General features: G+C 31.4%; 24 protein-coding genes. 6 read left to right on the top strand and 18 right to left on the bottom strand.

Annotated elements, in window-relative coordinates:
* Positions 1-5: 5 nt before the first annotated feature.
* The 8 genes from rodA to ACKTST_RS10510 form a co-directional block, all read right to left on the bottom strand.
* Positions 6-1,283 carry a rod shape-determining protein RodA gene (rodA, locus tag ACKTST_RS10545; RefSeq protein ID WP_408047713.1) on the bottom strand — a complete coding sequence of 426 codons (1,278 nt, stop codon included), beginning with the start codon at positions 1,281-1,283 and terminating at the stop codon, positions 6-8.
* The gene (gene mrdA, locus ACKTST_RS10540; protein ID WP_408047712.1) at positions 1,264-3,156 is read right to left on the bottom strand and encodes a penicillin-binding protein 2; all 1,893 of its coding nucleotides are present in this window, start codon (positions 3,154-3,156) and stop codon (positions 1,264-1,266) included. Before mrdA ends, rodA begins: the two co-directional genes overlap by 20 nt.
* The gene (gene mreD, locus ACKTST_RS10535; protein WP_408047711.1) at positions 3,153-3,659 is read right to left on the bottom strand and encodes a rod shape-determining protein MreD; all 507 of its coding nucleotides are present in this window, start codon (positions 3,657-3,659) and stop codon (positions 3,153-3,155) included. Before mreD ends, mrdA begins: the two co-directional genes overlap by 4 nt.
* Positions 3,652-4,476 carry a rod shape-determining protein MreC gene (mreC, locus tag ACKTST_RS10530; protein ID WP_408047710.1) on the bottom strand — a complete coding sequence of 275 codons (825 nt, stop codon included), beginning with the start codon at positions 4,474-4,476 and terminating at the stop codon, positions 3,652-3,654. The genes mreD and mreC overlap by 8 nt, the downstream gene beginning before the upstream one ends.
* A gap of 16 nt (positions 4,477-4,492) precedes the next feature.
* Positions 4,493-5,521, bottom strand: coding sequence for a rod shape-determining protein (locus ACKTST_RS10525; protein ID WP_408047709.1), 1,029 nt, complete (start codon positions 5,519-5,521; stop codon positions 4,493-4,495).
* Positions 5,522-5,602: 81 nt separating this feature from the next.
* Positions 5,603-7,129, bottom strand: a complete 1,527-nt coding sequence (gene purH, locus ACKTST_RS10520; protein ID WP_408047708.1) for a bifunctional phosphoribosylaminoimidazolecarboxamide formyltransferase/IMP cyclohydrolase — start codon at positions 7,127-7,129, stop codon at positions 5,603-5,605.
* Between the two features lie 144 nt (positions 7,130-7,273).
* Complete coding sequence (locus ACKTST_RS10515; protein WP_408047707.1) at positions 7,274-7,399, bottom strand: hypothetical protein; 126 nt, start codon at positions 7,397-7,399, stop codon at positions 7,274-7,276.
* An 83-nt stretch (positions 7,400-7,482) separates the two neighbouring features.
* A complete protein-coding gene (locus ACKTST_RS10510; RefSeq protein ID WP_408047706.1) occupies positions 7,483-7,935 on the bottom strand; it encodes a GAF domain-containing protein in 453 nt (150 codons plus the stop codon).
* 110 nt (positions 7,936-8,045) lie between these two features.
* Between ACKTST_RS10510 and ACKTST_RS10505 the strand changes: the two genes are divergently transcribed.
* The 3 genes from ACKTST_RS10505 to ACKTST_RS10495 are packed head-to-tail and all read left to right on the top strand — an operon-like array spanning position 8,046 to position 11,126.
* Positions 8,046-8,462, top strand: a complete 417-nt coding sequence (locus tag ACKTST_RS10505; RefSeq protein WP_408047705.1) for an HYC_CC_PP family protein — start codon at positions 8,046-8,048, stop codon at positions 8,460-8,462.
* 56 nt (positions 8,463-8,518) lie between these two features.
* Positions 8,519-10,741: a TonB-dependent receptor gene (locus ACKTST_RS10500; protein WP_408047704.1), complete on the top strand. Its 2,223-nt coding sequence runs from the start codon at positions 8,519-8,521 to the stop codon at positions 10,739-10,741.
* 19 nt (positions 10,742-10,760) lie between these two features.
* Complete coding sequence (locus ACKTST_RS10495; RefSeq protein ID WP_408047703.1) at positions 10,761-11,126, top strand: heavy-metal-associated domain-containing protein; 366 nt, start codon at positions 10,761-10,763, stop codon at positions 11,124-11,126.
* Positions 11,127-11,164: 38 nt separating this feature from the next.
* Here the strand turns inward: ACKTST_RS10495 and ACKTST_RS10490 are convergent, their stop codons facing one another.
* The 7 genes from ACKTST_RS10490 to ACKTST_RS10460 are packed head-to-tail and all read right to left on the bottom strand — an operon-like array spanning position 11,165 to position 17,333.
* Positions 11,165-12,001: a pseudouridine synthase gene (locus tag ACKTST_RS10490; RefSeq protein ID WP_408047702.1), complete on the bottom strand. Its 837-nt coding sequence runs from the start codon at positions 11,999-12,001 to the stop codon at positions 11,165-11,167.
* Between the two features lie 47 nt (positions 12,002-12,048).
* A complete protein-coding gene (locus ACKTST_RS10485; RefSeq protein WP_408047701.1) occupies positions 12,049-12,966 on the bottom strand; it encodes a geranylgeranylglycerol-phosphate geranylgeranyltransferase in 918 nt (305 codons plus the stop codon).
* Positions 12,967-12,975: 9 nt separating this feature from the next.
* Positions 12,976-13,902 carry a mevalonate kinase family protein gene (locus tag ACKTST_RS10480; protein WP_408047700.1) on the bottom strand — a complete coding sequence of 309 codons (927 nt, stop codon included), beginning with the start codon at positions 13,900-13,902 and terminating at the stop codon, positions 12,976-12,978.
* A gap of 51 nt (positions 13,903-13,953) precedes the next feature.
* Entirely contained in the window at positions 13,954-14,448 is a 495-nt protein-coding gene (locus tag ACKTST_RS10475) for a toxin-antitoxin system YwqK family antitoxin (RefSeq protein WP_408047699.1), read from the bottom strand.
* A gap of 18 nt (positions 14,449-14,466) precedes the next feature.
* The gene (locus ACKTST_RS10470; RefSeq protein WP_408047698.1) at positions 14,467-15,546 is read right to left on the bottom strand and encodes a diphosphomevalonate/mevalonate 3,5-bisphosphate decarboxylase family protein; all 1,080 of its coding nucleotides are present in this window, start codon (positions 15,544-15,546) and stop codon (positions 14,467-14,469) included.
* A 34-nt stretch (positions 15,547-15,580) separates the two neighbouring features.
* The gene (locus ACKTST_RS10465) at positions 15,581-16,288 is read right to left on the bottom strand and encodes a LytR/AlgR family response regulator transcription factor (RefSeq protein WP_408047697.1); all 708 of its coding nucleotides are present in this window, start codon (positions 16,286-16,288) and stop codon (positions 15,581-15,583) included.
* Complete coding sequence (locus ACKTST_RS10460) at positions 16,281-17,333, bottom strand: sensor histidine kinase (protein ID WP_408047696.1); 1,053 nt, start codon at positions 17,331-17,333, stop codon at positions 16,281-16,283. The genes ACKTST_RS10465 and ACKTST_RS10460 overlap by 8 nt, the downstream gene beginning before the upstream one ends.
* 198 nt (positions 17,334-17,531) lie before the next feature.
* Between ACKTST_RS10460 and ACKTST_RS10455 the strand changes: the two genes are divergently transcribed.
* The 3 genes from ACKTST_RS10455 (at position 17,532) to ACKTST_RS10445 (ending at position 18,491) form a co-directional block, all read left to right on the top strand.
* On the top strand, positions 17,532-17,870 hold the full coding sequence (locus tag ACKTST_RS10455; RefSeq protein WP_408047695.1) for a MotA/TolQ/ExbB proton channel family protein: 339 nt from the start codon (positions 17,532-17,534) through the stop codon (positions 17,868-17,870).
* A 65-nt stretch (positions 17,871-17,935) separates the two neighbouring features.
* Positions 17,936-18,166: a hypothetical protein gene (locus ACKTST_RS10450; RefSeq protein WP_408047694.1), complete on the top strand. Its 231-nt coding sequence runs from the start codon at positions 17,936-17,938 to the stop codon at positions 18,164-18,166.
* Positions 18,167-18,188: 22 nt separating this feature from the next.
* Positions 18,189-18,491 (top strand): hypothetical protein, encoded by a 303-nt coding sequence (locus ACKTST_RS10445; protein ID WP_408047693.1) that lies wholly within the window; start codon positions 18,189-18,191, stop codon positions 18,489-18,491.
* A 36-nt stretch (positions 18,492-18,527) separates the two neighbouring features.
* Here the strand turns inward: ACKTST_RS10445 and ACKTST_RS10440 are convergent, their stop codons facing one another.
* From ACKTST_RS10440 to ACKTST_RS10430, 3 genes are read right to left on the bottom strand one after another with little or no spacing between them, the layout of a single operon-like run.
* A complete protein-coding gene (locus ACKTST_RS10440; protein WP_408047692.1) occupies positions 18,528-19,739 on the bottom strand; it encodes a BaiN/RdsA family NAD(P)/FAD-dependent oxidoreductase in 1,212 nt (403 codons plus the stop codon).
* Complete coding sequence (locus tag ACKTST_RS10435) at positions 19,739-20,665, bottom strand: GYDIA family GHMP kinase (RefSeq protein WP_408047691.1); 927 nt, start codon at positions 20,663-20,665, stop codon at positions 19,739-19,741. The genes ACKTST_RS10440 and ACKTST_RS10435 overlap by 1 nt, the downstream gene beginning before the upstream one ends.
* Entirely contained in the window at positions 20,665-22,398 is a 1,734-nt protein-coding gene (locus ACKTST_RS10430; protein ID WP_408047690.1) for a hydroxymethylglutaryl-CoA reductase, degradative, read from the bottom strand. The genes ACKTST_RS10435 and ACKTST_RS10430 overlap by 1 nt, the downstream gene beginning before the upstream one ends.
* Positions 22,399-22,400: the final 2 nt, after the last annotated feature.

Raw genomic sequence — 22,400 nt, 5'->3', positions numbered from 1 at the left:
AGAGATTACCAATCGTATTTTTTATGAGCATCTAAACGAATAAAGATGAATAAAAGTAAGGTAAACCCCCAGAGAGAAGATCCTCCGTAACTGAAAAAGGGAAGAGGAATTCCTACTGTAGGTAAAAGACCGATAACCATACCGATATTAACTATTATATGGAAAAAGAAAATTGAAGCTACACTGTAGCCATATATCCTTCCGAATTTATTAGTATGTGTTTCAGAGAGGTAGATAATTCTATAAAGAAGAATCATGAACAAAATAATTACTACAGAACTTCCTAAGAACCCCCATTCTTCACCAACAGTACTATAAATATAATCGGTATGTTGTTCGGGTACAAAATTTCCTTGTGTTCTATCTCCTTGTAAAAAACCTTTTCCTGCAAAACCACCAGAACTGATAGTTTTTTCTGATTGAAAAGAGTTGTAACCAATTCCTTTATTGTCTTGGATCTTTCCTAATAAAATATCAAACCTATCTTTTTGGTGTTGTTCTAAAACATTATTATATGTGTAGCTAATTCCTAGTACAAATAAGGTTGTAAGGAGATATGAGCTAATTACTTTAATGGCATTGAAACGAAAAAAGCGTTTGTCTTTGTATAATCCATAAATGGTAGCAAAAGTAATGATTGATAAACAGGTTATAAGTACCCACTTTCCTCCAAAATAAATTGTTAAAAGAAATAAAGCGATAGAAATTACACCAAATAAAATGTAAGCTAAAGTCAAGCCCTCTCTGTTTAACACAAAGAAAAAAGCAAAGTAAATTAATACTGAACCCATATCTGGTTGTAGCGCAATGAAAAATGCGGGTAGAAAAATGACTATAAAAGCTTTTATTTGATTTTTGATAAGTTTTAAGTTGTATTGTCGATCACTCATTAATTTGGCAAGAGCAAGTGCGGTAAAAGCTTTAGCAAATTCAGAAGGTTGTAAACCTATTCCGCCAAAATTGTACCATGAGGTTGCTCCGTTAATTTTTTTTCCGAAGACTAAGACACCAGCTAAGAGCAGGAGAGAAAATATATACAGAATACTTGAAAACTGTTCGTAAAACTTAGAATTAAAAAAGAGAATAAAAATTATAACAGGAATACTCAATCCAATAAAAACTATCTGTTTACCGTATTTGGTAGAAAAATCAAATACTTCTCTTGTTTCTTCGGTAGAAGAAGCTGCGTAAATATTCATCCACCCAAAACCAACTAAAAGAATATAAAGTAGTACTAGAACCCAATCGATTCCTGCAAAAATGTTATTTCGTTCCTGTCGCAATGCTGTCTGTTTTTTTAGTTAACAATTCCTGCTTTTTGTCGTATTCTTTTTGAAGACTTAGGTTAACCATTCGTTCTTCAATATGTTTTCTGGTTATTTCTCTATTTAAATATTTTTCTATTAAAAGACTTGTAATAGGTGCCGCAATTGTAGCTCCGTAACCTCCATTTTCAACAAAAATTGCAAGAGCTATTTTTGGGTCGTCTTTAGGTGCAAAAGCAATAAAAATAGAATGGTCGGGTAACTGCACTTTATTACCATCAACTCGAATAAAATTCTCTACTGTACCAGTTTTTCCACATATATCTATACCTTTAACTTGGCTAAATTTTGCAGTTCCTCTAGTGAAAGTTTCATGCATTGCTTCAATTGCAATAGGGAAATGTTCAGAAGATACCGTAGTGTTTCTACGAATAGTATAAGTAGAATCAAGAATTGGTTTGTTCTCTATTTTTTTTACTATATGAGGTGTGTAAAAATATCCTTTATTGGAAATTGCAGCAGTCATGTTTGCTAATTGTATCGGAGTGGTTTCAACTTCACCTTGCCCAATTGCGTTAGAGATGGTTGTTGTTGCTCGCCATCTGAATTCGTAATTTCTATCATAAAAATCACCATTAGGAATTCTACCTGGTTGCCCTGAAGGTAAGTCATATCCTAAGTAATTACCCAAACCAAAACTCATAACATGCTTGCTCCATTCATTGGTTCCGATGGTTGGGTTTTCATAGTTGTCTATGATTTTTCTATACGTAGTAGCGAAATAAGAATTACAAGATTTAGCAATTGCAGTTTTTAGTTTAATAGGTCTTCCTACAATTCCGCAGTGGCATCCCATAAATTCATTGGGTCGTTTACCATATCGATACCCATGATAACAACGAACACCAAAGTTTTTATCAATCACACCTTCTTCTAAGCCTATTAATCCGTTAATTATTTTGAAAGGTGAACCAGGAGCATACGATGCTTGCAAACCTCTATCAAAGGTTGGCATATTAATAGTATCGTTGAATAGTTTTACAGAGTTTGGTGAACGTTTTCTGCCAACAAGCAAATTAGGGTCGTAAGAAGGAGCAGTAATAAGTGCTAAAATTTCACCTGTTTGAGGTTCGATAGCAACAATACCTCCTCTTTTCCCTGACATTAACATTTCGCCATATTGTTGTAGTTCGCTATCAATAGTTAAGGTTAAATCTTTACCAGCTACAGCGAGTGTATCATAGATTCCGTCTTTATATGAACCAGTAATCTCATTTAAGTTGTTTCGTTTGAATCTTTTTTTTCCTTTAATTCCTCTTAAAACGTTTTCATATTGTTTTTCTACTCCCCAAGCACCAATTAACTCACCCTGTTCGTAATAACTATTTCTTTTTGCTTTGTATTCGCTAACTTCACTAATATAACCTAAAACATTCGCAGCTGATTTTATAGGATAATTACGTATAATACGTTTTTGGATGTAAAACCCTTTGTATTTTGGTAGCTTTTCTTGAAGGTAAGCATAGTCTTCTTTTGCAAGTTGTTTTAAGAATACAGATGGTAACCAACGAGCATATTTTTCTGCTTTTTTAAATCGTTTAATAAAGTTTTCTTTGTCGATTTTTAAAAGTGAACAGAATTCAAGAGTGTCTAAAGGTTTTACTTCCTTCGGAATAACCATTACATCATATGAAAGTTGATTTGCAACTAGTAATTTTCCGTTACGATCGTAAATGTAACCACGTTCGGGATAATCGTATTCAATTTTAATAGTGGCACTTTGGTTAATGTCTTGCTCACTACCACGAATTATTTGTAGTTGAAATAACCGTACGATATAAATGATTCCAACAAGAGTAATTAAAAATATAAGTAAGAAACTTCGTTTCATGTTAGCTTTTTCCTAAATATAAAACTTCCTAAAAAATATAACACTAACGTAAAAACACTTGATAATAGTGTGTTTATAATTACATTATAAAAGTTATAAAAGCTAAAGTTAATTAAACTGAATAAGATAAAATGATGAATTAAGGTTAAAATAGTTACGTAGTTGAATACTTTATCAAAAGATTCATGTCGTAAACTAAAAAGTAAGTAATCAGATTCAGTTTTTTTGAAAATCGTTTTAAAGAAAAACAAACGAATATAAGCAATTAACACTGTTGCAAAAGTGTGAATACCACCAGAATTGGTAAAAGCATCAATACAAATACCTAATAAAAAAGCAACTAGCAAAACCGAAAATCGATTCTCTTTCATTGGGTATAAAAAGATAAACGCTATATATATGTACGGATTAACATATCCTAAAAACAAAATATTGTTTAGAATTAAGACTTGCAATAACAAGAAAAAAACGAATAAAAATATGAGTCGTAATGTGCTATTCATCGTTGTTTTCTACAGATTTTATTTCTTCTTTATTAAGGTTGGAAATAACATAAACGTAACCTAAGTTAGACATGTCATTAAAAAGTTTAATGTTTATATTATTTGATGCAGTAAGCTCACTTGGAACTTCTACAACGGTTCCAATTGGAATTCCTTCGGGGAAAATTGTAGATCTCCCTCCGGTAATAACAGTATCACCTACTTTAAAAATTGCTTGACGAGGAATATCGGTTAGTTGAACAATATTATAATCTTCTCCATTCCAAGTTAAGGTTCCGAAATGGTCATTATTTTTAAACTTAGCGTTTATATTACTCTTAGAGTTTAGTATGGATTGAACTCTTGCAAAACTAGACCCTACATTGTCTGTAATACCTATAATTCCTTTATTATTAACAACTCCCATTTCTTTTAAAACTCCGTTTTTTGCCCCTCTATTAATGGTTAAAAAATTATTGTTTTTATGAAATGAATTGTTAATCACTTTCCCTGAAGTATATGCGTAATACTGATTAAGGTTTGTAGTGTCAATTTTACTTCCAGAAATGCTATCAAGATAAGTGCTCAGCTGTTCTAGTTTGTTCTTTAATAAAAGATTTTCTTCTGATAGCGATGTATTTCTTTCTTTTAAATTGAAATATTCAGAAATATTAGAAGATTTAGTATATAAACCACCAGTAATAAAGTTTGTAGAACTTATAAATTTACTTCGGTGAAAGGAATTGTTATTAATGATTAATGCAACAGCTATAAATTCTAAGAATAGAAAAAATAAGAAATACTTATACTTCTGAAAGAAATAAATAAGCTGTTGCATAAATAATCATTGAAATTTATTTGATTAATACCGTTTTGTACTTTTCAAGGTTTTTAAGTGCGATACCTGTACCACGAACTACTGCGCGTAAAGGGTCTTCAGCAACATATACAGGTAAATCTGTTTTTCTTGATAAACGTTTATCTAAACCTCTAAGCATAGAACCACCACCGGCTAAATAAATACCTGTATTGTATATATCGGCAGCTAATTCTGGTGGGGTTTTAGATAAAGTTTCCATAACAGCATCTTCAATACGTAAAATAGACTTGTCTAATGCTTTCGCAATTTCACGATACGATACTTGAACCTGTTTAGGTTTACCGCTTAATAAATCACGCCCCTGAACCATCATGTCTTCTGGTGGATTGTCTAAATCTTCAGTAGCAGAACCTATTTGAATTTTAATTTTTTCAGCAGTAGTTTCACCAACGTGTAAGTTGTGTTGCGTACGCATGTAATACATAATATCACTCGTAAATAAATCACCTGCAACTTTTACAGATTGATCGCATACAATACCTGCAAGAGCAATTACTGCAATCTCTGTTGTACCACCACCTATATCAATAATCATGTTTCCTTTAGGTTCCATAATGTCAACACCAACCCCAATAGCAGCAGCCATTGGTTCGTAAATCAAGTAGATTTCTTTAGCGTTCATATGGCGACCAGAATCAATTACCGCACGTTTTTCAACTTCGGTAATTCCTGAAGGAATACAAATAACCATACGCAGCGAAGGTGGAAAAAGCCTTTTTTTGATAGCTGGAATTTGCTTTACAAATTCCTTGATCATTTCTTCTGAAGCTTGAAAATCGGCAATTACACCGTCTTTTAACGGACGTATAGTTTTGATATTTTCATGAGTTTTTCCTTGCATTCGATTGGCTTCATGACCTGTAGCGATAATTTTACCTGTCAATCTGTTGCGAGCAACGATTGAAGGATTATCGATAACCACCTTACCATTGTGAATTATAAGTGTGTTTGCAGTTCCTAAATCAACCGCAATATCTTCTGTCATGAAATCGAAAAAACCCATAAAGATTTCGTTGTTTTTATTTATTTTAATGTATTCTCACAAATCTAATAAAAATCTGTGGGTATTTTACATTGAATATGCTTAATGTTTAAAATGTCTTGTTCCTGTAAAAACCATTGCTACTTCATTATTATTACAATAATCAATACTTAATTGATCTTTAATAGAACCTCCTGGTTGAATTACACTTTTTATTCCTGCTTTATGTGCAATTTCTACACAATCAGGAAACGGAAAAAATGCATCACTAGCCATAACTGCTCCGTTTAAATCGAAATTAAAGCTAGTTGCTTTTTCAATTGCTTGTCTTAGAGCGTCAACTCTACTTGTTTGACCAGTTCCACCAGCTAATAATTGTTTATCTTTTACTAAGATAATTGTGTTAGATTTTGTGTTTTTACATAATTTAGATGCAAATAACAAGTCCTCTAACTCACTTTCTGATGGTTTATTGTTGGTTGGGTATGATAAATCTTCTAATTTATCGGTTATATAGTCTTTATCTTGAATTAATACTCCGTTTAAAGCTGTTCTAACGGTTTGTTTTGGTAATTCAATTTCTTTTTGAACTAAAATTACTCTGTTCTTTTTTCCTTTTAAAATTTCTAAAGCGTCAACGTCGTAATCAGGAGCAATAACGACTTCACAGAATAAATTGTGAATTTCTTCAGCGGTAGCTTTATCAATTTTAGTGTTTGAAATTAAAATTCCACCAAAAGCAGAAACAGGATCTCCAGCCAAAGCATCAACATATGCTTGGTGAATTGTTTTGCGTTGTGCAAAACCACAGGCATTGTTATGTTTTAAAATGGCAAATGTTGGATCTTCACCCTTAAATTCTTCAATTAAATTTACAGCAGCATCTACATCTAAAAGGTTGTTGTAGCTCAATTCCTTTCCGTGTAATTTGTCAAACATCGCATCTAAATCGCCAAAGAAAAATCCTTTTTGATGTGGGTTTTCTCCATAACGCAATACTTTTGATGTAGTTTCACTTGCTTTGTAAACTACTTCATCTTCATTAAAATAGTTGAAAATAGCGGTGTCGTAATGAGAAGAAATATTGAAAGCCTTTGTGGCAAACTTTTTTCTGTCGCCTAAAGTTGTGTTTCCGTTGTTTTCAGAAATTATGTTAAGAAACTCTTCGTATTGCTCCATAGAAGAAACAATTACAGTGTCTTTAAAGTTTTTCGCAGCTGCACGGATTAACGAAATTCCGCCGATGTCTATTTTCTCTATAATATCTTGTTCAGAAGCTCCAGAAGCAACTGTTTTTTCAAAAGGATATAAATCTACAATTACTAAATCTAGTTGAGGAATGTTGTATTCTTCCATTTCAGCAACATCATCTTTGTGATCTTGTCTGTTTAAAATTCCTCCAAAAACTTTTGGGTGTAAGGTTTTTACTCTTCCTCCTAAAATTGAAGGATATGAAGTAACATCTTCTACAGGTATTACATTTATACCTAAATCATTAATAAATTTTTCTGTACCTCCAGTAGAGTAGATGGTTACACCAAGTTCATTTAGTTTTTTTACAATAGGCTCTAATCCGTCTTTGTGAAAAACCGAAATTAATGCCGATTTAATCGTTTTTGTAGTGTTCATTTGTTGTTGTGTTGTTAAGCTTGCAAAGCTAGTGAAATAGCAAAGTTTATACAATAACTATTTTAGGTTTTATAATCAAAAACACCATCAAAAATTATAATTCTTGATGGTGTTTTGTACAACAAATATGAAAAAATAAAAAAATTATTCAGCGGTTTCTAAAAAATTACGAAACCAAACTGCAAATTTTTCTAGTAAAGATTGTTGTGCTTGAGAACGAGCATTAGCATTGCCTAATGCAGCGTAAGTAGGATATTCTCTATTGCTCATATTTAAGGGGATTAATATGGGGTTAATAAAATCAGTTCAAATAAAATAAAAAAAATCCTAATAATCAAATGATTATGAAAAAATTATAAAATATTAGCCACTTTTTTGCATACATACTCCAATAACTCTTCATCATTAGGGGTAAATGGGTTAATTGTGTGAGAATCAATATCTATCTGACCAATGTTTTCTCCATTAACAAAAATTGGAATTACAATCTCTGATTTTACCTTCCATCCACAAGAAATGTAGTTGTCTTGCTCGGTTACATCTTGAACAACAAAATTTTCGTTGCTAACAGCTACTTGTCCGCAAATACCTTTTCCAAAAGGGATGATTGTATGGTCGGTTGGCTCACCGTTAAATTGAGCGAGTTTTAATTCTTCTTTATCTCCGTTTCTAAAATAAAATCCTACCCAATCATAGTAAGAAATTTCGTTTGCTAAATAATCACATATATTTTGTAGTTTTTCTTCTTTAGTATTGTTTGAAGAAAGTATCGTATCTACGCTCTTTTTTAATTCAATTAAATTCATTTTTATATTGTTTAGTTGCTTATTCGTAATAAGTTATAAAAGCTTACAAAAATACTTTTAACAATTGTTTTAAAAAACAGAAATTAACTTTTTGTAGCTTTGCTGCGATTATGAAAATAGTTATAACTAAAACATCATCTATATTGCTAGCATTTTTGCTGTTATTTTCTACACTTTCTTTTGCTGTAGAAAAACATTTTTGCGGTGATTTTTTAGTTGATACTTCTTACTTTGGAGAAGCTGAAAGTTGTATAATTGAAACGATAACAACTGACAGTGGAGTTAAGAAAGTTAAAAAGAAGAGATGTTGTAAAGATGAAGTTGAGAAAATTGAAGGACAAGATGAACTTCAAAAATTATCAATAGATAAAATATCTTTTCAACAGAAAATTTTTATCATTTCTTATGCGGTTTCTTACGATTTATTATTTAAAAGTTTAGAGAAACAATTTATACCGCACAAAAATTACAATCCACCTAATCTCTTTTATGATTTAAATATTTTACATGAAGTTTTTATCATATGATGCTTTTACTTTTTTAGGTTTAAATAAGTAAAGTATAATTTTATATATGATAAAAAATGAAAACACACATATTTAGCATACTTATGCTAATTACATCTATAACATTCTCCCAAGAAACTTTCACAGGAATGATTATGGATAAAAATAATCCAAAAGGTAACTTAGGAGTTATGGGGGCCAATGTTTGGTGGTTAAACACTAATGTTGGAACCACAACAAACGAAAAGGGATGGTTTACACTTCCTTATAAAGAAGAGTATAAAAAACTTGTGGTAAGTTTTGTAGGTTATAAAACGGATACTCTAGAAGTTAAAAGTTTAAAGCCAATTCATCACTTTTTAACAGAGTCAGCTGTTTTAGATGAAGTTACTATTGAAGCAAAAAAACAGGCAACCCAACGTTCGTACTTGCAAACTCAAAATTTAGTTACAATAAATAGTGAAGAGTTGTTAAAAGCTGCTTGTTGTAATTTGTCTGAGAGTTTTGAAACCAATCCATCTATCGATGTGAATTTTTCCGATGCACTTACGGGAACAAAGCAGATTAAAATGTTGGGTTTAACGAGCCCATATTTGTTAATTACACAAGAAAACATACCTTCAATCAGAGGTGCTTCTCAAGCGTTCGGATTAACATTTACACCAGGTGCTTGGGTTGAAAGTATTCAGATAACCAAAGGAGCTGGAAGTGTTGTAAACGGTTTTGAAAGTATTTCGGGTCAAATTAATACAGAATTAGTAAAGCCATCAACAGATAATAAGTTGTTTGTAAATGCTTACGGATCGATGGGAGGCAGGCTAGAATTAAATACTCATATCAATCAGAAGGTTAATGATAAATGGCATACTGGTTTGTATGTACATGGAAATTACCGAGGAAGTAAGTTTGATAGAAATAAAGACGGGTTTTTAGATAATCCGTTAGCAAAACAAATTAATGTTTTGAATCGTTGGCAATATACCAATGCAGAAAAAGGTTGGGTAAGTTTTTTAAATGTTCATTATGTGAATGATAACAAACAAGTAGGTCAGTTAGATTTTAACCCTGATATTCATAGAGGATCTAATTCAGTTTGGGGAAGTGAAATTAAAACGAACAGATTTGAGACTTCGGCAAAAGTAGGCTATGTTTTTCCTGATTTACCTTTTCAAAGCATGGGGTTTCAAGCAGCATATAGTAATCATAAGCAAGATTCATATTTCGGATTAAGAGCGTACGATATTCGTCATCAAAGTTTTTATAGTAATCTTTTATTTAATTCTATTATTGGAGATACGCGTCATAAATTCAAGACAGGAATAAACTTTACCCACGATAGTTACGATGAATTTGTAAGGACTGCAACAAGCGATAATTTTAACAGAAATGAAAATTCTATCGGTGCTTTCTTTGAATATGCATACGATAATTCTGATGATATTAGTATTACAGCAGGTTTACGAGTTGATGCACATAATTTATTAGGAACATTTGTTACTCCGCGTTTGCATTTGCGTTATAATCCATGGGATAAAGGAGTGTTTAGGGCTTCGATTGGAAGAGGAAAAAGAAGTGCAAATATTTTTGCAGAGAATCAAAAATTATTCGCTTCATCTAGAGCACATATTATAAATGGAGCAGGTGGGGATATTTATGGTTTAAATCCTGAGGTAGCTTGGAATTATGGTGTGTCTTTTTTACAAGGATTTAATTTATTTGGTAAAAAAGGGGATATCACTTTCGATTTTTATAAAACCGATTTTGAAAATCAAATTGTGGTAGATTGGGAAAATCCTCAAGAAGTTTCTTTCTATAATTTAAATGGAAAAAGTGTAGCCAATAGTTTTCAGGTTGAATTAAATCAAAATATAATTCCGTATTTCAATACTCGATTTTCGTACAAGTATTATGATGTAACTACAGACTTTGCTTCTGGAAATTTATCAAAATCATTGTTAGCTAAACATCGTTTTTTTGCAAACATTTCTTACGAAACACCTAAAACATTAAAACAATCTAATTGGAAATTTGATGTTACTTATAATTGGATAGGAGAGCAACGTTTACCAGGTTCGGTTGCTTATACAAAACCTTACGATTTGATAAACACACAAATAACCAGAGTGTTTTCTAATAAATTTGAAGTATATTTTGGAGGAGAAAATATAACAAACCATAAACAAAGTAATCCAATACTTGGAAGTGAAGATCCTTTTGGCGCAAATTTTGATACAACTATTGTATATGCTCCAATTTTTGGAAGTAACTTTTATGCTGGTTTACGATTTAAACTAGATTAACTTTTAACTTAAACAAAAAATGAAAAAAATATTTTTAATCTTAACAGTGGTGTTTTTTACTACATCAGGATTTTCACAAAAGAAGAATGCTAAAGTTACTTTTGAAGTAGACGGAGTTTGTATGATGTGTAAAAATAGAATTGAGAAAGCAGCTTTAAATACAAAAGGAGTAAAGTTTGCAAATTGGAATGTTAAAACACATCAATTAATGGTCATTATGGATGAACGTAAAACTGATTTGCAAACCGTGAAGCAGAATGTTGCGAATGTTGGTCATGATACTAAAGAAATTAAAGCAACTGATGAGGTGTATGATAATTTACACGGTTGCTGTAAATATCGTGATGAAGAAATTAAAAAAGATCATCAGAAAGAAAAGAAATAACAACAAAAAATCCGAGTTTTTAAACTCGGATTTTTTTATTACATCATTTGTAAGTTGTTAATTTCTTGTTGTGTTAATTCACGCCATCTACCGCGAGGTAAATTCTTTTTTGTTAATCCTGCAAAAATTACACGATCTAATTTGATAACGTGATAACCAAAATGCTCAAATATCTTACGAACAATACGGTTTCTACCAGAGTGAATTTCAATACCAACCTCATTTTTCTTCTCACCTTCTACATACGAAACAGCATCGATAAATACTCTTTTACCTTCAATAACCACATCTCCACGTAATTTTTCTAAATCTGATAAAGTTAATTTTTTATCTAAAGTAGCGTGGTATAATTTACGAACGTTATGTTTTGGATGGGTTAATTTTTTAGCCATTTCACCATCGTTGGTAAAAAGTAATAAACCAGTTGTGTTTCTGTCTAAACGTCCCACAGGATAAATACGTTCCTTAGTAGCATTCTCTACAATTTCCATTACAGTTTTACGACCACGATCGTCTTCCATTGTAGTAATGTAGTTCTTTGGCTTGTTTAAAAGAATGTAACGCTTCTGTTCCATTGAAATTAACGTTCCGTCAAAACGAACTTCATCGGTAGGTTGCACTTTGTAACCCATTTCAGTAACCAATTTACCGTTTACCGAAACACTTCCGTGTTCAATATAGGTGTCAGCTTCTCTACGAGAACAAATTCCTGAATTGGAAATGAATTTATTTAAACGAATACCAGTGTCTTCAGTTTTTTTCTGAACAGGTTTGCTGGTTTTAGGTTTTCTGAAATCTTTTTTGAATTGATTTTTTCCTTGAGGATTGCTGTTGCGTCCAGCTTGTCGTCCTCTCGACGAGTTTTTTGAATTCATTTTTTAATTTTTAAAAAGTGCGCAAATCTACGCTAATTATTTGAGTTTTAATCTAAAACTTCAATTACTTTATCTAAGATAAGCGATTTATCAATAAATAATAAGCTAAAAACTCCAATTAACAGTAACACTTTTAAAATGTTATGAGCTAATCTATATTGATTCTTATGAGTGGAATTCCAAGTGTAAAATCCTATAAACAGTAAAGTTATAGCCGCTAAATAGAAATAATATTTCATGTATTCAATAGCGGGGTAGGTATTTAAAATTCCAATAGGAATAAGTGTTAATAGCATTAAAAATACTATAATTTTTTTGGTGTTTAGTTCTCCGTAAATTACTGGGAAAGTGTTGTAATTGTTGGCGATTGCTCCTTTAATGTTTTCTAAATCTTTAATTAGTTCTCGTATCATAATAACCAAGAATAGAAAAATAGCATGCACAAATATTACAGTTGAAAAGTTTTTATAGTGAACAAAAACAACAAAAAAAGGCAGTATGGTAAGTACAGTTGCTGTTATTAATCCTATTAAAGCATGTTTTTTTAGCTTGTGTGAATAAAACCAAATGCCAAAGATGTAAATAGAAAAAAACAAAGCTGCACGCCAAGAAACCAACCATCCGAAGAAAAAACCGATAAAATTTAAGGTAAAATAAAGCCTAAGTTTGGTTTCTTGTTTTACATACGAATCGATCCCTGTTTTTATGGGACGATTTATTTTGTCTGCATTTTTATCGTAAAAATTGTTAATGATGTAGCCAGCAGCAACAACACAGACTGTAGCAATAACTAAGTAAAGTAAATGCCAATCAAAAACAACTGGTTTTATTGACTTTGTGTCAGAAAAAATAAAAATAGCAGCTAAATATTGAGCTGCTATTAATATTAAAATGTTGTAACCTCTTACGACCGATAAAAGGCTAAATATTTTTAACAAAAGGGTGTTGTTTTTAAATGTACTCATAGTAGCATTTTAAAAGCGATACACCAATTCTAATTTATAATCTTTTAAACTGTTTTTTGCTTTTTCAAAATCTTCTGTAAATCCTAAGATATAACCTCCACCACCAGAACCACAAAGCTTTAAGTAGTAATCGTTAGTTTGAATTCCTTTTTCCCAAACTTTATGAAAAGCGGTAGGAATCATAGGTTTAAAGTTAGCTAAAACTACTTTTGATAGTTTTTTTACATTACCAAATAACGATTTTACGTTTCCTTGTAAAAAATCTTCAATACAAGCATCGGTATGGGTAGCAAATTCTTCACTAATCATCTTACGGAACCCTTCGTTTTTCATCTTATTCATAAAGATGTTAACCATCGGTTCTGTTTCACCAACTTGTTCAGAATCTAATAAGAAAACAGCTCCCTTTCCTTCTTTTTGAGATGGAATTCCTGCTGGTTCAATATGTTCTTTTGAATTGATTAATATTGGTAAACTTAAATATGAGTTTAACGGATCTAATCCTGAACTTTTTCCGTGGAAAAAAGATTCCATCAACGAAAAAATTTGCTTTAATGTTAGCAGTTTATCTCGTGTTAAGTTTTCTAAAACGGTAATTTTATTGTTTGCGTACTTGTCGTATATAGAAGCAACTAAAGCACCAGAACTTCCAACTCCATATCCTTGAGGAATAGAAGAATCGAAATACATTCCGTTATCTATGTCTTCTTTTAAGGTAGTTAAATCAAAAGAAACTAAATCAGAATTTAAATTAGCTAAATAAGTGTAAAATCTAGTTAAACTTTGGTTTGATTTTTCTGCTTCACCAGTTAAGTTTTTAGCTGATTTTAAAGCTCCTTTGTATGAATTAAAAGGAATAGCTAGTCCTTTAGAATCTTTAATGATTCCATATTCTCCGAAGAGTAAGATTTTAGCGTAAAATAAGGGTCCTTTCATAGATGTTTAATTACTTAGGCAAACATACGAGTAAAAGTACTAGTTTACAAACTAGTATACGTTTTTGTAAAAAGTTTTCCAGATGCCAACTTTTTCGTTTTCTCTATACTTTCCTTTAGATTCTATTTTGCCGTTTTTGTAAAAGGTTTTCCAAATGCCTTCTCTTTTTCCGTCAACATATTTTCCTTCCTCTTTAAGCTCGCCTGTTTCGTAAAAAACTTTTCTTACACCATGTAACTTTCCGTTTTTGTAATTGGCCTTATGAAAAGGTTTTCCGTTAGCATGATAATAAAGCACTAAACCGTCAAACTCTTCTTCGTTAGGTTTGTTGTTAGTACTAAATCCTTCCATTTGAATTTGACCATTTTTGTAATAATCTACAATCCAAAAACCATTATCCATTTTTTTAGGAGTTGGTCTGTAAAATTCATGATTTTCTTTAGTGGTTTCCTGCCAGTTTTTGTCAAACCAAACAGTGTCTTGTGCAAAAATTGAAGTGGTTATGAATAGAGCGATAAACGATATTAGTATAACTGATTTTTTCATAATAGTAGGGAATTTAGGTTACATAGGTTTTGCGCCAAAACCCACACTATCACAAATATACTGATTTTTTTGGCAGTATGTAGCTAAAATATTCTTAATAAACACTTCAATTTCAGTCTTTTCTGATTTTGGGTAAAGCACATGTACGTTTGCGCCAGCATCTAGAGTAAAACAAATATTACTGTTGTTTTCTTCTCTATATTCCCAAATTTTATTGATGATTTCTAATGTGTTTGGTTTCATTAAAATAAAGTATGGATTGCTAGTTAGCATCATTGCATGCAAGGTTAATGCTTCGCTTTCAACTAAATTGATAAATGATTTAATATCGCCACTTTGAAGAATCTTTGACAATTTTTCAAGATTGTCATTAGCTTGAATAAATCGATTTTCAGCATAAGGGTGGTTGTGCATTAAATTATGACCAACGGTGCTAGAAACTTGTTTTTCGCCTTTATCTACTAATAAAATAGTGTCTTGATAATCTTCAAAAATTGAGTGAATTTGATACGGGAATTTTACTCCATACAAATCAGAACTATCTTCTATTTTTGGATGCTCACCCCAAACAACCAATGGTCCTTCAATACTTCTACTCGCGCTCCCAGAACCTAAACGAGCTAAAAACGAAGCTTTTTTGTTGATGTATTCTTCGGTTAAATTCGGATTTAGTTCTTTTTCTAAATTCATCAAACACATTGCAATAGCACTCATTCCGCTTGCTGAAGAAGCTATTCCACTACTGTGAGGGAAAGAATTTTCCGAAGAAATTACCATAGAATATTCTAAAATATAAGGACAGTATTCTTGAATTCTTTCAAAAAACTTGGCAATTTTTGGTTTAAAATCGTCTTTCTTTTTTCCTTCAAAGAACAATTCAAAATCTGCTTGATTATTAGTAGAAGCTCTTTTAAACTCTATTTTAGTAGTAGTGTGGCAATTGTTTAGTGTAAAACTTATTGAAGCATTTTTTGGAATTTGCGGTTCACTTTTCCCCCAATATTTAACTAAAGCAATGTTGCTTGGTGTTTGCCAAGTAACGGTTAAGTTTTCTACTTTTTTATCGTGAGATTGAAATATAAAATCTGATGTGTTCAATGTGAAAAATTTTGGGGTAAAGATAAAATTTCACTTACACTTGTGCTAATTTTTGTAAAACAGCTTCTTTATAACTTCTACTTATTGAAATTGCTTTTTTTTGAACCTCAATATATTCATTGGTGTAGGAGTCTATTTTATTGATTGCTATTATGTAAGAACGATGCACTCTTAAAAATTGCTCTTTAGGAAGTGATTCGTCTAAATTACTAATAGTTTCACGAGTAATTATGGTATCAAGATTGGTGTAAATTTTAACATAATCACTTAAACTCTCTATGTATAAAATATCATTAAAATTGATTTTTACCATTTTTCTATCAGCTCGAACAAACATAAAATCTTTAGTATTTTCAGATTCTTCAGAAGTTTTATTTGATGGTTTTGGGACTGAAATTTTTTGGACAGCTTGTAAAAAACGATCAAAAGCTATAGGTTTTAATAAGTAATCTGTTACGTGTAAATCAAAACCGTCAACTGCATAATCTCTATAAGCAGTTGTGAAAATGATTTTAGATTGTTTATTAATGATTTTAGCTAAGCTCAAACCATTAATCTCAGGCATATTTATGTCTAAAAAAAATAAATCTATTTTTTCATTTTGTGTGATTTGTAACGATTCTACTGCATTTTTACAGCTTGAAATTAATGCTAAATTTGGAGTTTTGTTAATATAAGACTCAAGAATTTCTCTAGCGATTGGTTCATCATCAACAATTACACAAGTGATTTTTTTAGCCATCTTTTAACGGGATTTTTAAGTTGACAATAAATAGATTTTCTTCAGATGAAATTGAAAGTTCAGATTGATTATTGTAAAGCATTTCTAATCTTTTTTTGATGTTCTCTAAACCAATTCCTTTAGCACTTTCTTTGTTTTTTTTAGAAGTGTTTTTAATATTAAAAAATAAATAATCTTCAGTGGTTTTTAAGTTGATGTCTATGTTTAGAATACCGTTAATTTGCGTTCCGTGTTTAAAAGCATTTTCAACAAAAGGTAATAATAACATCGGTGGAGTTTGTGTTGTGTTGTCAAAAAGTGTTTTATTGAAGTTAACTTGTAAACTTTCTTGAAATCGCATTTTTTCTAAAGAAATATAATCATCTATATGCTGAATTTCATTTTTTAATAACACTGAAGGTTTATCAACTTGGTATAAAATATAATCTAATAAATTAGAGAGTTTTAAAATCATTTCAGGAGCTTCTTCAGATTTTTTTAAAGCGAATCCATATAAAGTATTCAGGGTATTAAACAAAAAATGAGGATGAATCTGCATTTTTAAAAATTTCAATTCTTGCTCTTTTAATTGTAACTGAGTTTGTAAGAATTTGTTTTCTAGGTTCTTTTTTTCTTCAACAGACTTGTAGTTATACTTTAAAATTTTAAATCCGCTAGTCAGGGCGATTATAAAAAATACACACACCAAAATCACCGAAGAACTTTTTGTTAAAGCAGGCATAGTTTTAAATTCTAAATTAAAGAAGAAAACAAACCCAAAAACAACAGTAATGAGCACGCCAAAAAGAGTGAAGATAACAGTGTAAATAGTGTACAATAAGAATAGCCAGTACTTTTTTGTAATAAGGTAATTAGGAATTAGTTTGTAGTTAAAAACGTACGAAGCAATTATTGAAATAGCAGACAAAATAGTTGTAAACCAAAATAAAAATTGAGGATTGTTGCTTCCTGAGCTAAAAAATAAATAGAAAAATAACCAAACTACTCCCCAAAATAAAAGATGAAGTGGGGTTTTGTATAGAAATGAAGTGATTATTTTTCGCATATTGCAAAAGAAACATTTTATATTCTTTTGAAGTATAAAAGTAGACGAAATAAAGTTTTAGTTGGCTTTTCAACCAAATTTTGTTTTAAAGAACAAAATTTGTTAAAACTAAAAGAAAATTGGTTGTTCATCGAAATCTAAAAAATAACGATGATGTTGCATATACTTTTACCGAGTATAATTTTAAAAACGAAATCTATGAATTTTATTATTGAAGGAGGTTGGCAGTTTATGGTCCCTCTGGTAGCATTATTGTTGCTTGTGATTTTTTTATTTGTTAAGGGGTTGAAAGTGAATACTGAGAAAAACTCTAGTCTTATTAAATCTATCGGGTTATTTTCTTTTGTCTTTGGAGTTCTCGGTTTTGTATTAGGAATGCTAGGTGCGTTAGAGGCTATAGCAATGGCAAATGGTGTTTCACACCAAGTTTTGGCGGGCGGATTTAAAGTTGGTTTGTTAGCGCCAACCTTTGGGTTGTTTATTTTTTTAGTAGCTAGACTATTCGATATTGTTTTGTTGTGGAAAAGAGAAAGCTAATATAGATTTTTGATTAGTTAGTTGAGAATACCCATTTCTATCTTAGAAATGGGTATTTTTGTTTCATGAGAAAAATTAAACTGATTTGGGATTTTAAAGGTCCAGACGGGTTGGAAACTGCAAAACATCACTGTATTCATTTAAAAGAGTTTGCGCAGATAGATAAATTACCATATGATGAAGTAAATTTTGTATCTTTAAACGAAATGCACACAATAGCTTTTATAGTGGTTGATGAAGAGAATATGAAGATTTTTAGAGATGCATTAAAACCTCATAGAGGTGAATTAGCGTAAGTAAAACCAAAAAAATAGAACTATGTTTTTAATCAATGCCTTAGCAAAACCAAAAAAATCTTCTGAACATTACGATGAAGTTCTAGGAGCTTATGTGAGTTTGTATATCGATTATAAAGATATTGAAGGAGCTATGCGATTAGCTAAATTTTATATCAAAGAAGAAGACTGGAAAGTAGTTGAAATTGAAGATGAATATTTCACGTTAGATTCTGTTAATGACGTTGAAGATGATGAGCAAAAAGAACTATATGAAGAAGCTGTAGAATACGGATATTCCATCATTTTTAATTGTTACGAAGAAGAGGGAGAAGACGAAGACTAAACAAAAACACAAGCCATTACTTATGTAGTGGCTTTTTTAGTGTTCTGCAATTGCTTTTGCACAAATAAAACCACCTGTCCACGCATTTTGGAAATTAAATCCACCAGTAACAGCGTCAATATTTAATACTTCACCAACAAAAAATAAACTTTGATGTTTTTTACTTTCAAAACGCTTAAAGTTAATTTCTTTTAAATCAATACCGCCAGCGGTAACAAATTCCTCTTTAAAAGTGGTACGACCGTTGGCATTAAACAATCCTTTTGTTAATTGATTGGCTAAATTTTGAAGTTGATTATTACTCAAATCTGCCCAATTTTGATTGTTTTTTATTTCTGAAGCAGTAACCAATCGTTCCCATAATCTGCGAGGGATATCAGTGAAAGGAGATTTTAAACTTACTTGCTTTTTCGCTTGCGATTTTTTTAACTGTTGCAATTCTGAAAAAACCGATTTTGTATCTTGTCCTAACCAGTTAACAAGTACGTTATACTGATAGTTTTTATCGGCTAAAATTCGAGCACCAAAAGCGGATAATTTTAAAATAGCGGGTCCGCTTAATCCCCAGTGAGTTATTAATAAAGGTCCTGAACTTTCTAAATTTGTTCCAACGAGAGTTACTTCTGCATTTGGGACAGATATTCCGCCTAAATCGATAATTCTTTTATCTTTAATGTTAAAGGTAAATAGTGAAGGGACAGGTTCAATAATAGTATGATTAAGAGTTTGGCATAATTCCCAAATCTTTTTACTGCTTCCAGCGGCAATTACAACATAGTCGGCTTCAAAATCTTGATTTTTAGTGTTGATAATCCATTTTTCATTTTGTTGATAAACAGAATTTACTCCGTGGTTTTTTAACACTTTAATTCCGAGGTTATCAACAGCGTTTTCAAAACAATCAATAATAGCTTGCGAGGTGTTAGCTTCTGGAAATACTCGATTATCTTCTTCAATTTTTAAAGGAACTCCACGGTTTTCAAACCATTCAAAAGTATCACCCGTCATAAATTGATGAAAAGGTCCCAATAATTCTTTTTCTCCTCTTGGATAAAATTTGGTAAGTTCTTTAGGTTCAAAACAAGCATGGGTAACATTACAGCGTCCTCCACCAGAAATTTTTACTTTTTGTAAAACTTCTTTTCCTTTTTCAAGAATAGTAATGTCCAATTCAGGATTGAACTCTTTGGCATTAATTGCTGTAAAAAAACCAGCAGCTCCACCGCCTATAATAACAACCTTTTTCATTATAAAATCATTTCTTTGTACGGAAGGATAGTGTTGTATCCTTTTTGTTGAAAATAACGTTTGCTATCTTCATTTCCGGTTGCTAAAACAAAATCACCACCCCAAGCACCGAGGCTTTTTACTTCTCCAAAATAATCAGAAAATGTAGTTTCTTTTATTGGTTTTAATTTTATAATTGAACTGATGATTTTTTCATGTTCAACAATAATTTTATTCAAATCTTTTGAAGTTTCTGTATGTAAAAACTCCTGAGTTAATTCGTTAATTTCAGGAATTAAAGCTAAAGCTTTTTTTTTGTGTTTTTTATAATGTGCAATTCCTTCTCTACTATTTTGCTTTTGGTTTAAATGCACAAAAAATAATTCTTCAGCAAAAGTAGGATTGAAATTTACTTCTTCAATAAAAGGTTGTTTTTCTTTTAATTGATATAGGATAGGGGAGTTGTATTTAGCACAAGCAATATCGTAACCACTTCCAGAAAATGCATTCCATAGTAACGTAAACGGATTTACATTTGCCCAAGTAGCAATGTTGTTAATTAAAGTTGAAGAACTTCCTAATCCCCAGTTTTGTGGAAAGGTTAGGTTTGTTTTAACAATGTAACCATGCTCAGAAGTCAAAAAATCAGGATTTAGTTTTTGCGCTTCTTGTAAAATATCGTGTAAAGTTTCAGCAATAAACTCTGCACTTCCATCTTTGTCGGAATTAAAAGTAGCTGAGGTTAATCGTAGTTTTGGTAAATCAAAAACAGCTTCAAACCAACATTCACCAGTATGTGTAAAACTACCCCAAATAAGTTGAGATTCTTTGATAGGTTCAACAGTTAAATCTTGCCCGAATTTTGTTGGTACAGCTAATGCTTTTGCGCTATCTAAAACAACATATTCTCCTGTGAGTAATAATTTTCCGTTAGAATAATACTGCATTATACCAATCCGAATTGTTTAAAGTGATGTGTAAAATGTTTTACTTGGAATTTTTTCCAGTATTCATAATCTAACTCTCCGAAAAATGGATGTACTACTTTTCTATTAGGGTTTTCAGTGAAAATATGTTCAAATAATCGAACTTGTTCAATTAAATCATCAACAGCTTTTTCTAATGAGTTAAATTTAAGTGGAGTTGGATCTTCTGATAAAAACGGAGCTTTAAAACCAACTTGTAACTCACTATCGGTGTTTAAAAAAGGTTTTCTACGTGCGGTTTTTTCATCAGAAACAAAAACATCTACATTCCAATTTCCGTTGGCTATTTGTGTTACAGCACTTAGATGTTCTACCATTTGTTGCCCGTTCATTTTTCCGAACAAGGGTTTTGAATTGGTAGATAAGTTGTTTAATTTACCTCGTACTTCTTCTTCATTTAAAAAATCAATCCATTGTACTTTGGGTTTGCGTAGCTCGTTTAGTTTTTCAACCACAGCACTGTGTGAAGCAGTTCTGTCTTCAAAATAAGCAGCAATAACTTCTTTTTCTTCGTTGGTAGCTTTGTGCTGATTTAAAATGTTCATCAAGTGCATTTTCATATGCCCATGTTGAATACCTTTTGTTGTTAAAGCACGAAGTGCAGCAAAATTTTGAGCTAAACCAGCTGCCGCCATTATTTGCATTAAAGTTCTTGCTGAAGGACGCCCCATCATGTCTAACGATAATTTTGCCATAGGGTGTAAAGCTGTTAATCCGCCTACAGTTCCTAGAGCTAAAGGTATTTCAATCCAAAATCTAAAAACACCATCTTTTACTTCGCAATGTGTTAAGCTACTATAGTGTCCGTTTTTTGAAGCGTATGCGTGCGCTCCAGCTTCAATCGCTCTAAAATCATTACCAGTAGCTAGTACAACAGCATCTATTCCGTTCATAATTCCTTTGTTATGAGTAACAGCGCGGTACGGTTCTATTTCAGCAATTTTAACTGCTTGCTCAAATTTTCTAGCAAACTTTTCCGGATTTTCACTTCCTAATTCTTCTACTTTACAGCTTACTTCTGCTCTAACTAAACACTCTGGAACATAGTTAGAAAGTATGCTCATTACGATTTCAATATCATCTTTTCTGAATGCCTTAGCTATGGCTTCTAAACAAGAATTGATAAAATTAGCGCCCATACTATCTTTAGTTTCAAAAGTAACATGAAGTTGGTAGTAGTTTGCTAGTTTATCGGTTTTGTCAACTAGTTGAATGTCTAAAATTCCACCACCGCGTTTTTCCATGTTTTTAGTAATGGATGCCGTAGCAGCATATAATTCTGTTTTATTTTGATTGAAGTACGTTTCTAGCTCTTTTTTATCACCAGCGTACATAAAATGTACTTGACCAATTTTAGTGGTAGAAATTACTTCTGTTTTAAATCCGCCTCTGTTACTCCAGTATTTAGCTACCTTAGAGGCAGCAGCAACTACTGAGCTTTCTTCAACCACCATAGGTATGGCATAACTACGCCCGTTGATTACAAAATTAGGCGCTACACCATAAGGCATGTAAAAGTTAGAAATAGTATTTTCAATAAAATCATCGTGCAATTGTTGTAATTCTTTATCTACGTTCCAGTATTGCTTGATGGTTTGTGTAATTTCTGGTTGATTATTGAAATAAGTTTTTGCCAACCAGTCTATTTTTTCCTCTTTGGTAAGTTTAGAAAAACCAGAGATCGTTTTAGACATTC

Source organism: Tenacibaculum crassostreae (genome assembly GCF_964512405.1).
Lineage (GTDB): Bacteria > Bacteroidota > Bacteroidia > Flavobacteriales > Flavobacteriaceae > Polaribacter > Polaribacter crassostreae.
The sequence above is the reverse complement of the archived record's forward strand: the minus strand, read 5'-3'. Positions and strand labels throughout refer to the sequence as shown.

Coding starts and splice junctions, on each gene's coding strand:
- mreD (WP_408047711.1), bottom strand. CDS start 3,659: ATGAATAGCACATTACGACTCATATTTTTATTCGTTTTTTTCTTGTTA.
- ACKTST_RS10430 (WP_408047690.1), bottom strand. CDS start 22,398: ATGTCTAAAACGATCTCTGGTTTTTCTAAACTTACCAAAGAGGAAAAA.
- ACKTST_RS10445 (WP_408047693.1), top strand. CDS start 18,189: ATGTTTTTAATCAATGCCTTAGCAAAACCAAAAAAATCTTCTGAACAT.
- ACKTST_RS10455 (WP_408047695.1), top strand. CDS start 17,532: ATGAATTTTATTATTGAAGGAGGTTGGCAGTTTATGGTCCCTCTGGTA.
- ACKTST_RS10440 (WP_408047692.1), bottom strand. CDS start 19,739: ATGAAAAAGGTTGTTATTATAGGCGGTGGAGCTGCTGGTTTTTTTACA.
- mreC (WP_408047710.1), bottom strand. CDS start 4,476: ATGCAACAGCTTATTTATTTCTTTCAGAAGTATAAGTATTTCTTATTT.
- ACKTST_RS10475 (WP_408047699.1), bottom strand. CDS start 14,448: ATGAAAAAATCAGTTATACTAATATCGTTTATCGCTCTATTCATAACC.
- mrdA (WP_408047712.1), bottom strand. CDS start 3,156: ATGAAACGAAGTTTCTTACTTATATTTTTAATTACTCTTGTTGGAATC.
- ACKTST_RS10515 (WP_408047707.1), bottom strand. CDS start 7,399: ATGAGCAATAGAGAATATCCTACTTACGCTGCATTAGGCAATGCTAAT.
- purH (WP_408047708.1), bottom strand. CDS start 7,129: ATGAACACTACAAAAACGATTAAATCGGCATTAATTTCGGTTTTTCAC.
- ACKTST_RS10450 (WP_408047694.1), top strand. CDS start 17,936: ATGAGAAAAATTAAACTGATTTGGGATTTTAAAGGTCCAGACGGGTTG.
- ACKTST_RS10435 (WP_408047691.1), bottom strand. CDS start 20,665: ATGCAGTATTATTCTAACGGAAAATTATTACTCACAGGAGAATATGTT.
- ACKTST_RS10500 (WP_408047704.1), top strand. CDS start 8,519: ATGAAAACACACATATTTAGCATACTTATGCTAATTACATCTATAACA.
- ACKTST_RS10480 (WP_408047700.1), bottom strand. CDS start 13,902: ATGAAAGGACCCTTATTTTACGCTAAAATCTTACTCTTCGGAGAATAT.
- ACKTST_RS10490 (WP_408047702.1), bottom strand. CDS start 12,001: ATGAATTCAAAAAACTCGTCGAGAGGACGACAAGCTGGACGCAACAGC.
- ACKTST_RS10460 (WP_408047696.1), bottom strand. CDS start 17,333: ATGCGAAAAATAATCACTTCATTTCTATACAAAACCCCACTTCATCTT.
- ACKTST_RS10505 (WP_408047705.1), top strand. CDS start 8,046: ATGAAAATAGTTATAACTAAAACATCATCTATATTGCTAGCATTTTTG.
- ACKTST_RS10485 (WP_408047701.1), bottom strand. CDS start 12,966: ATGAGTACATTTAAAAACAACACCCTTTTGTTAAAAATATTTAGCCTT.
- ACKTST_RS10495 (WP_408047703.1), top strand. CDS start 10,761: ATGAAAAAAATATTTTTAATCTTAACAGTGGTGTTTTTTACTACATCA.
- ACKTST_RS10525 (WP_408047709.1), bottom strand. CDS start 5,521: ATGGGTTTTTTCGATTTCATGACAGAAGATATTGCGGTTGATTTAGGA.
- ACKTST_RS10465 (WP_408047697.1), bottom strand. CDS start 16,288: ATGGCTAAAAAAATCACTTGTGTAATTGTTGATGATGAACCAATCGCT.
- ACKTST_RS10510 (WP_408047706.1), bottom strand. CDS start 7,935: ATGAATTTAATTGAATTAAAAAAGAGCGTAGATACGATACTTTCTTCA.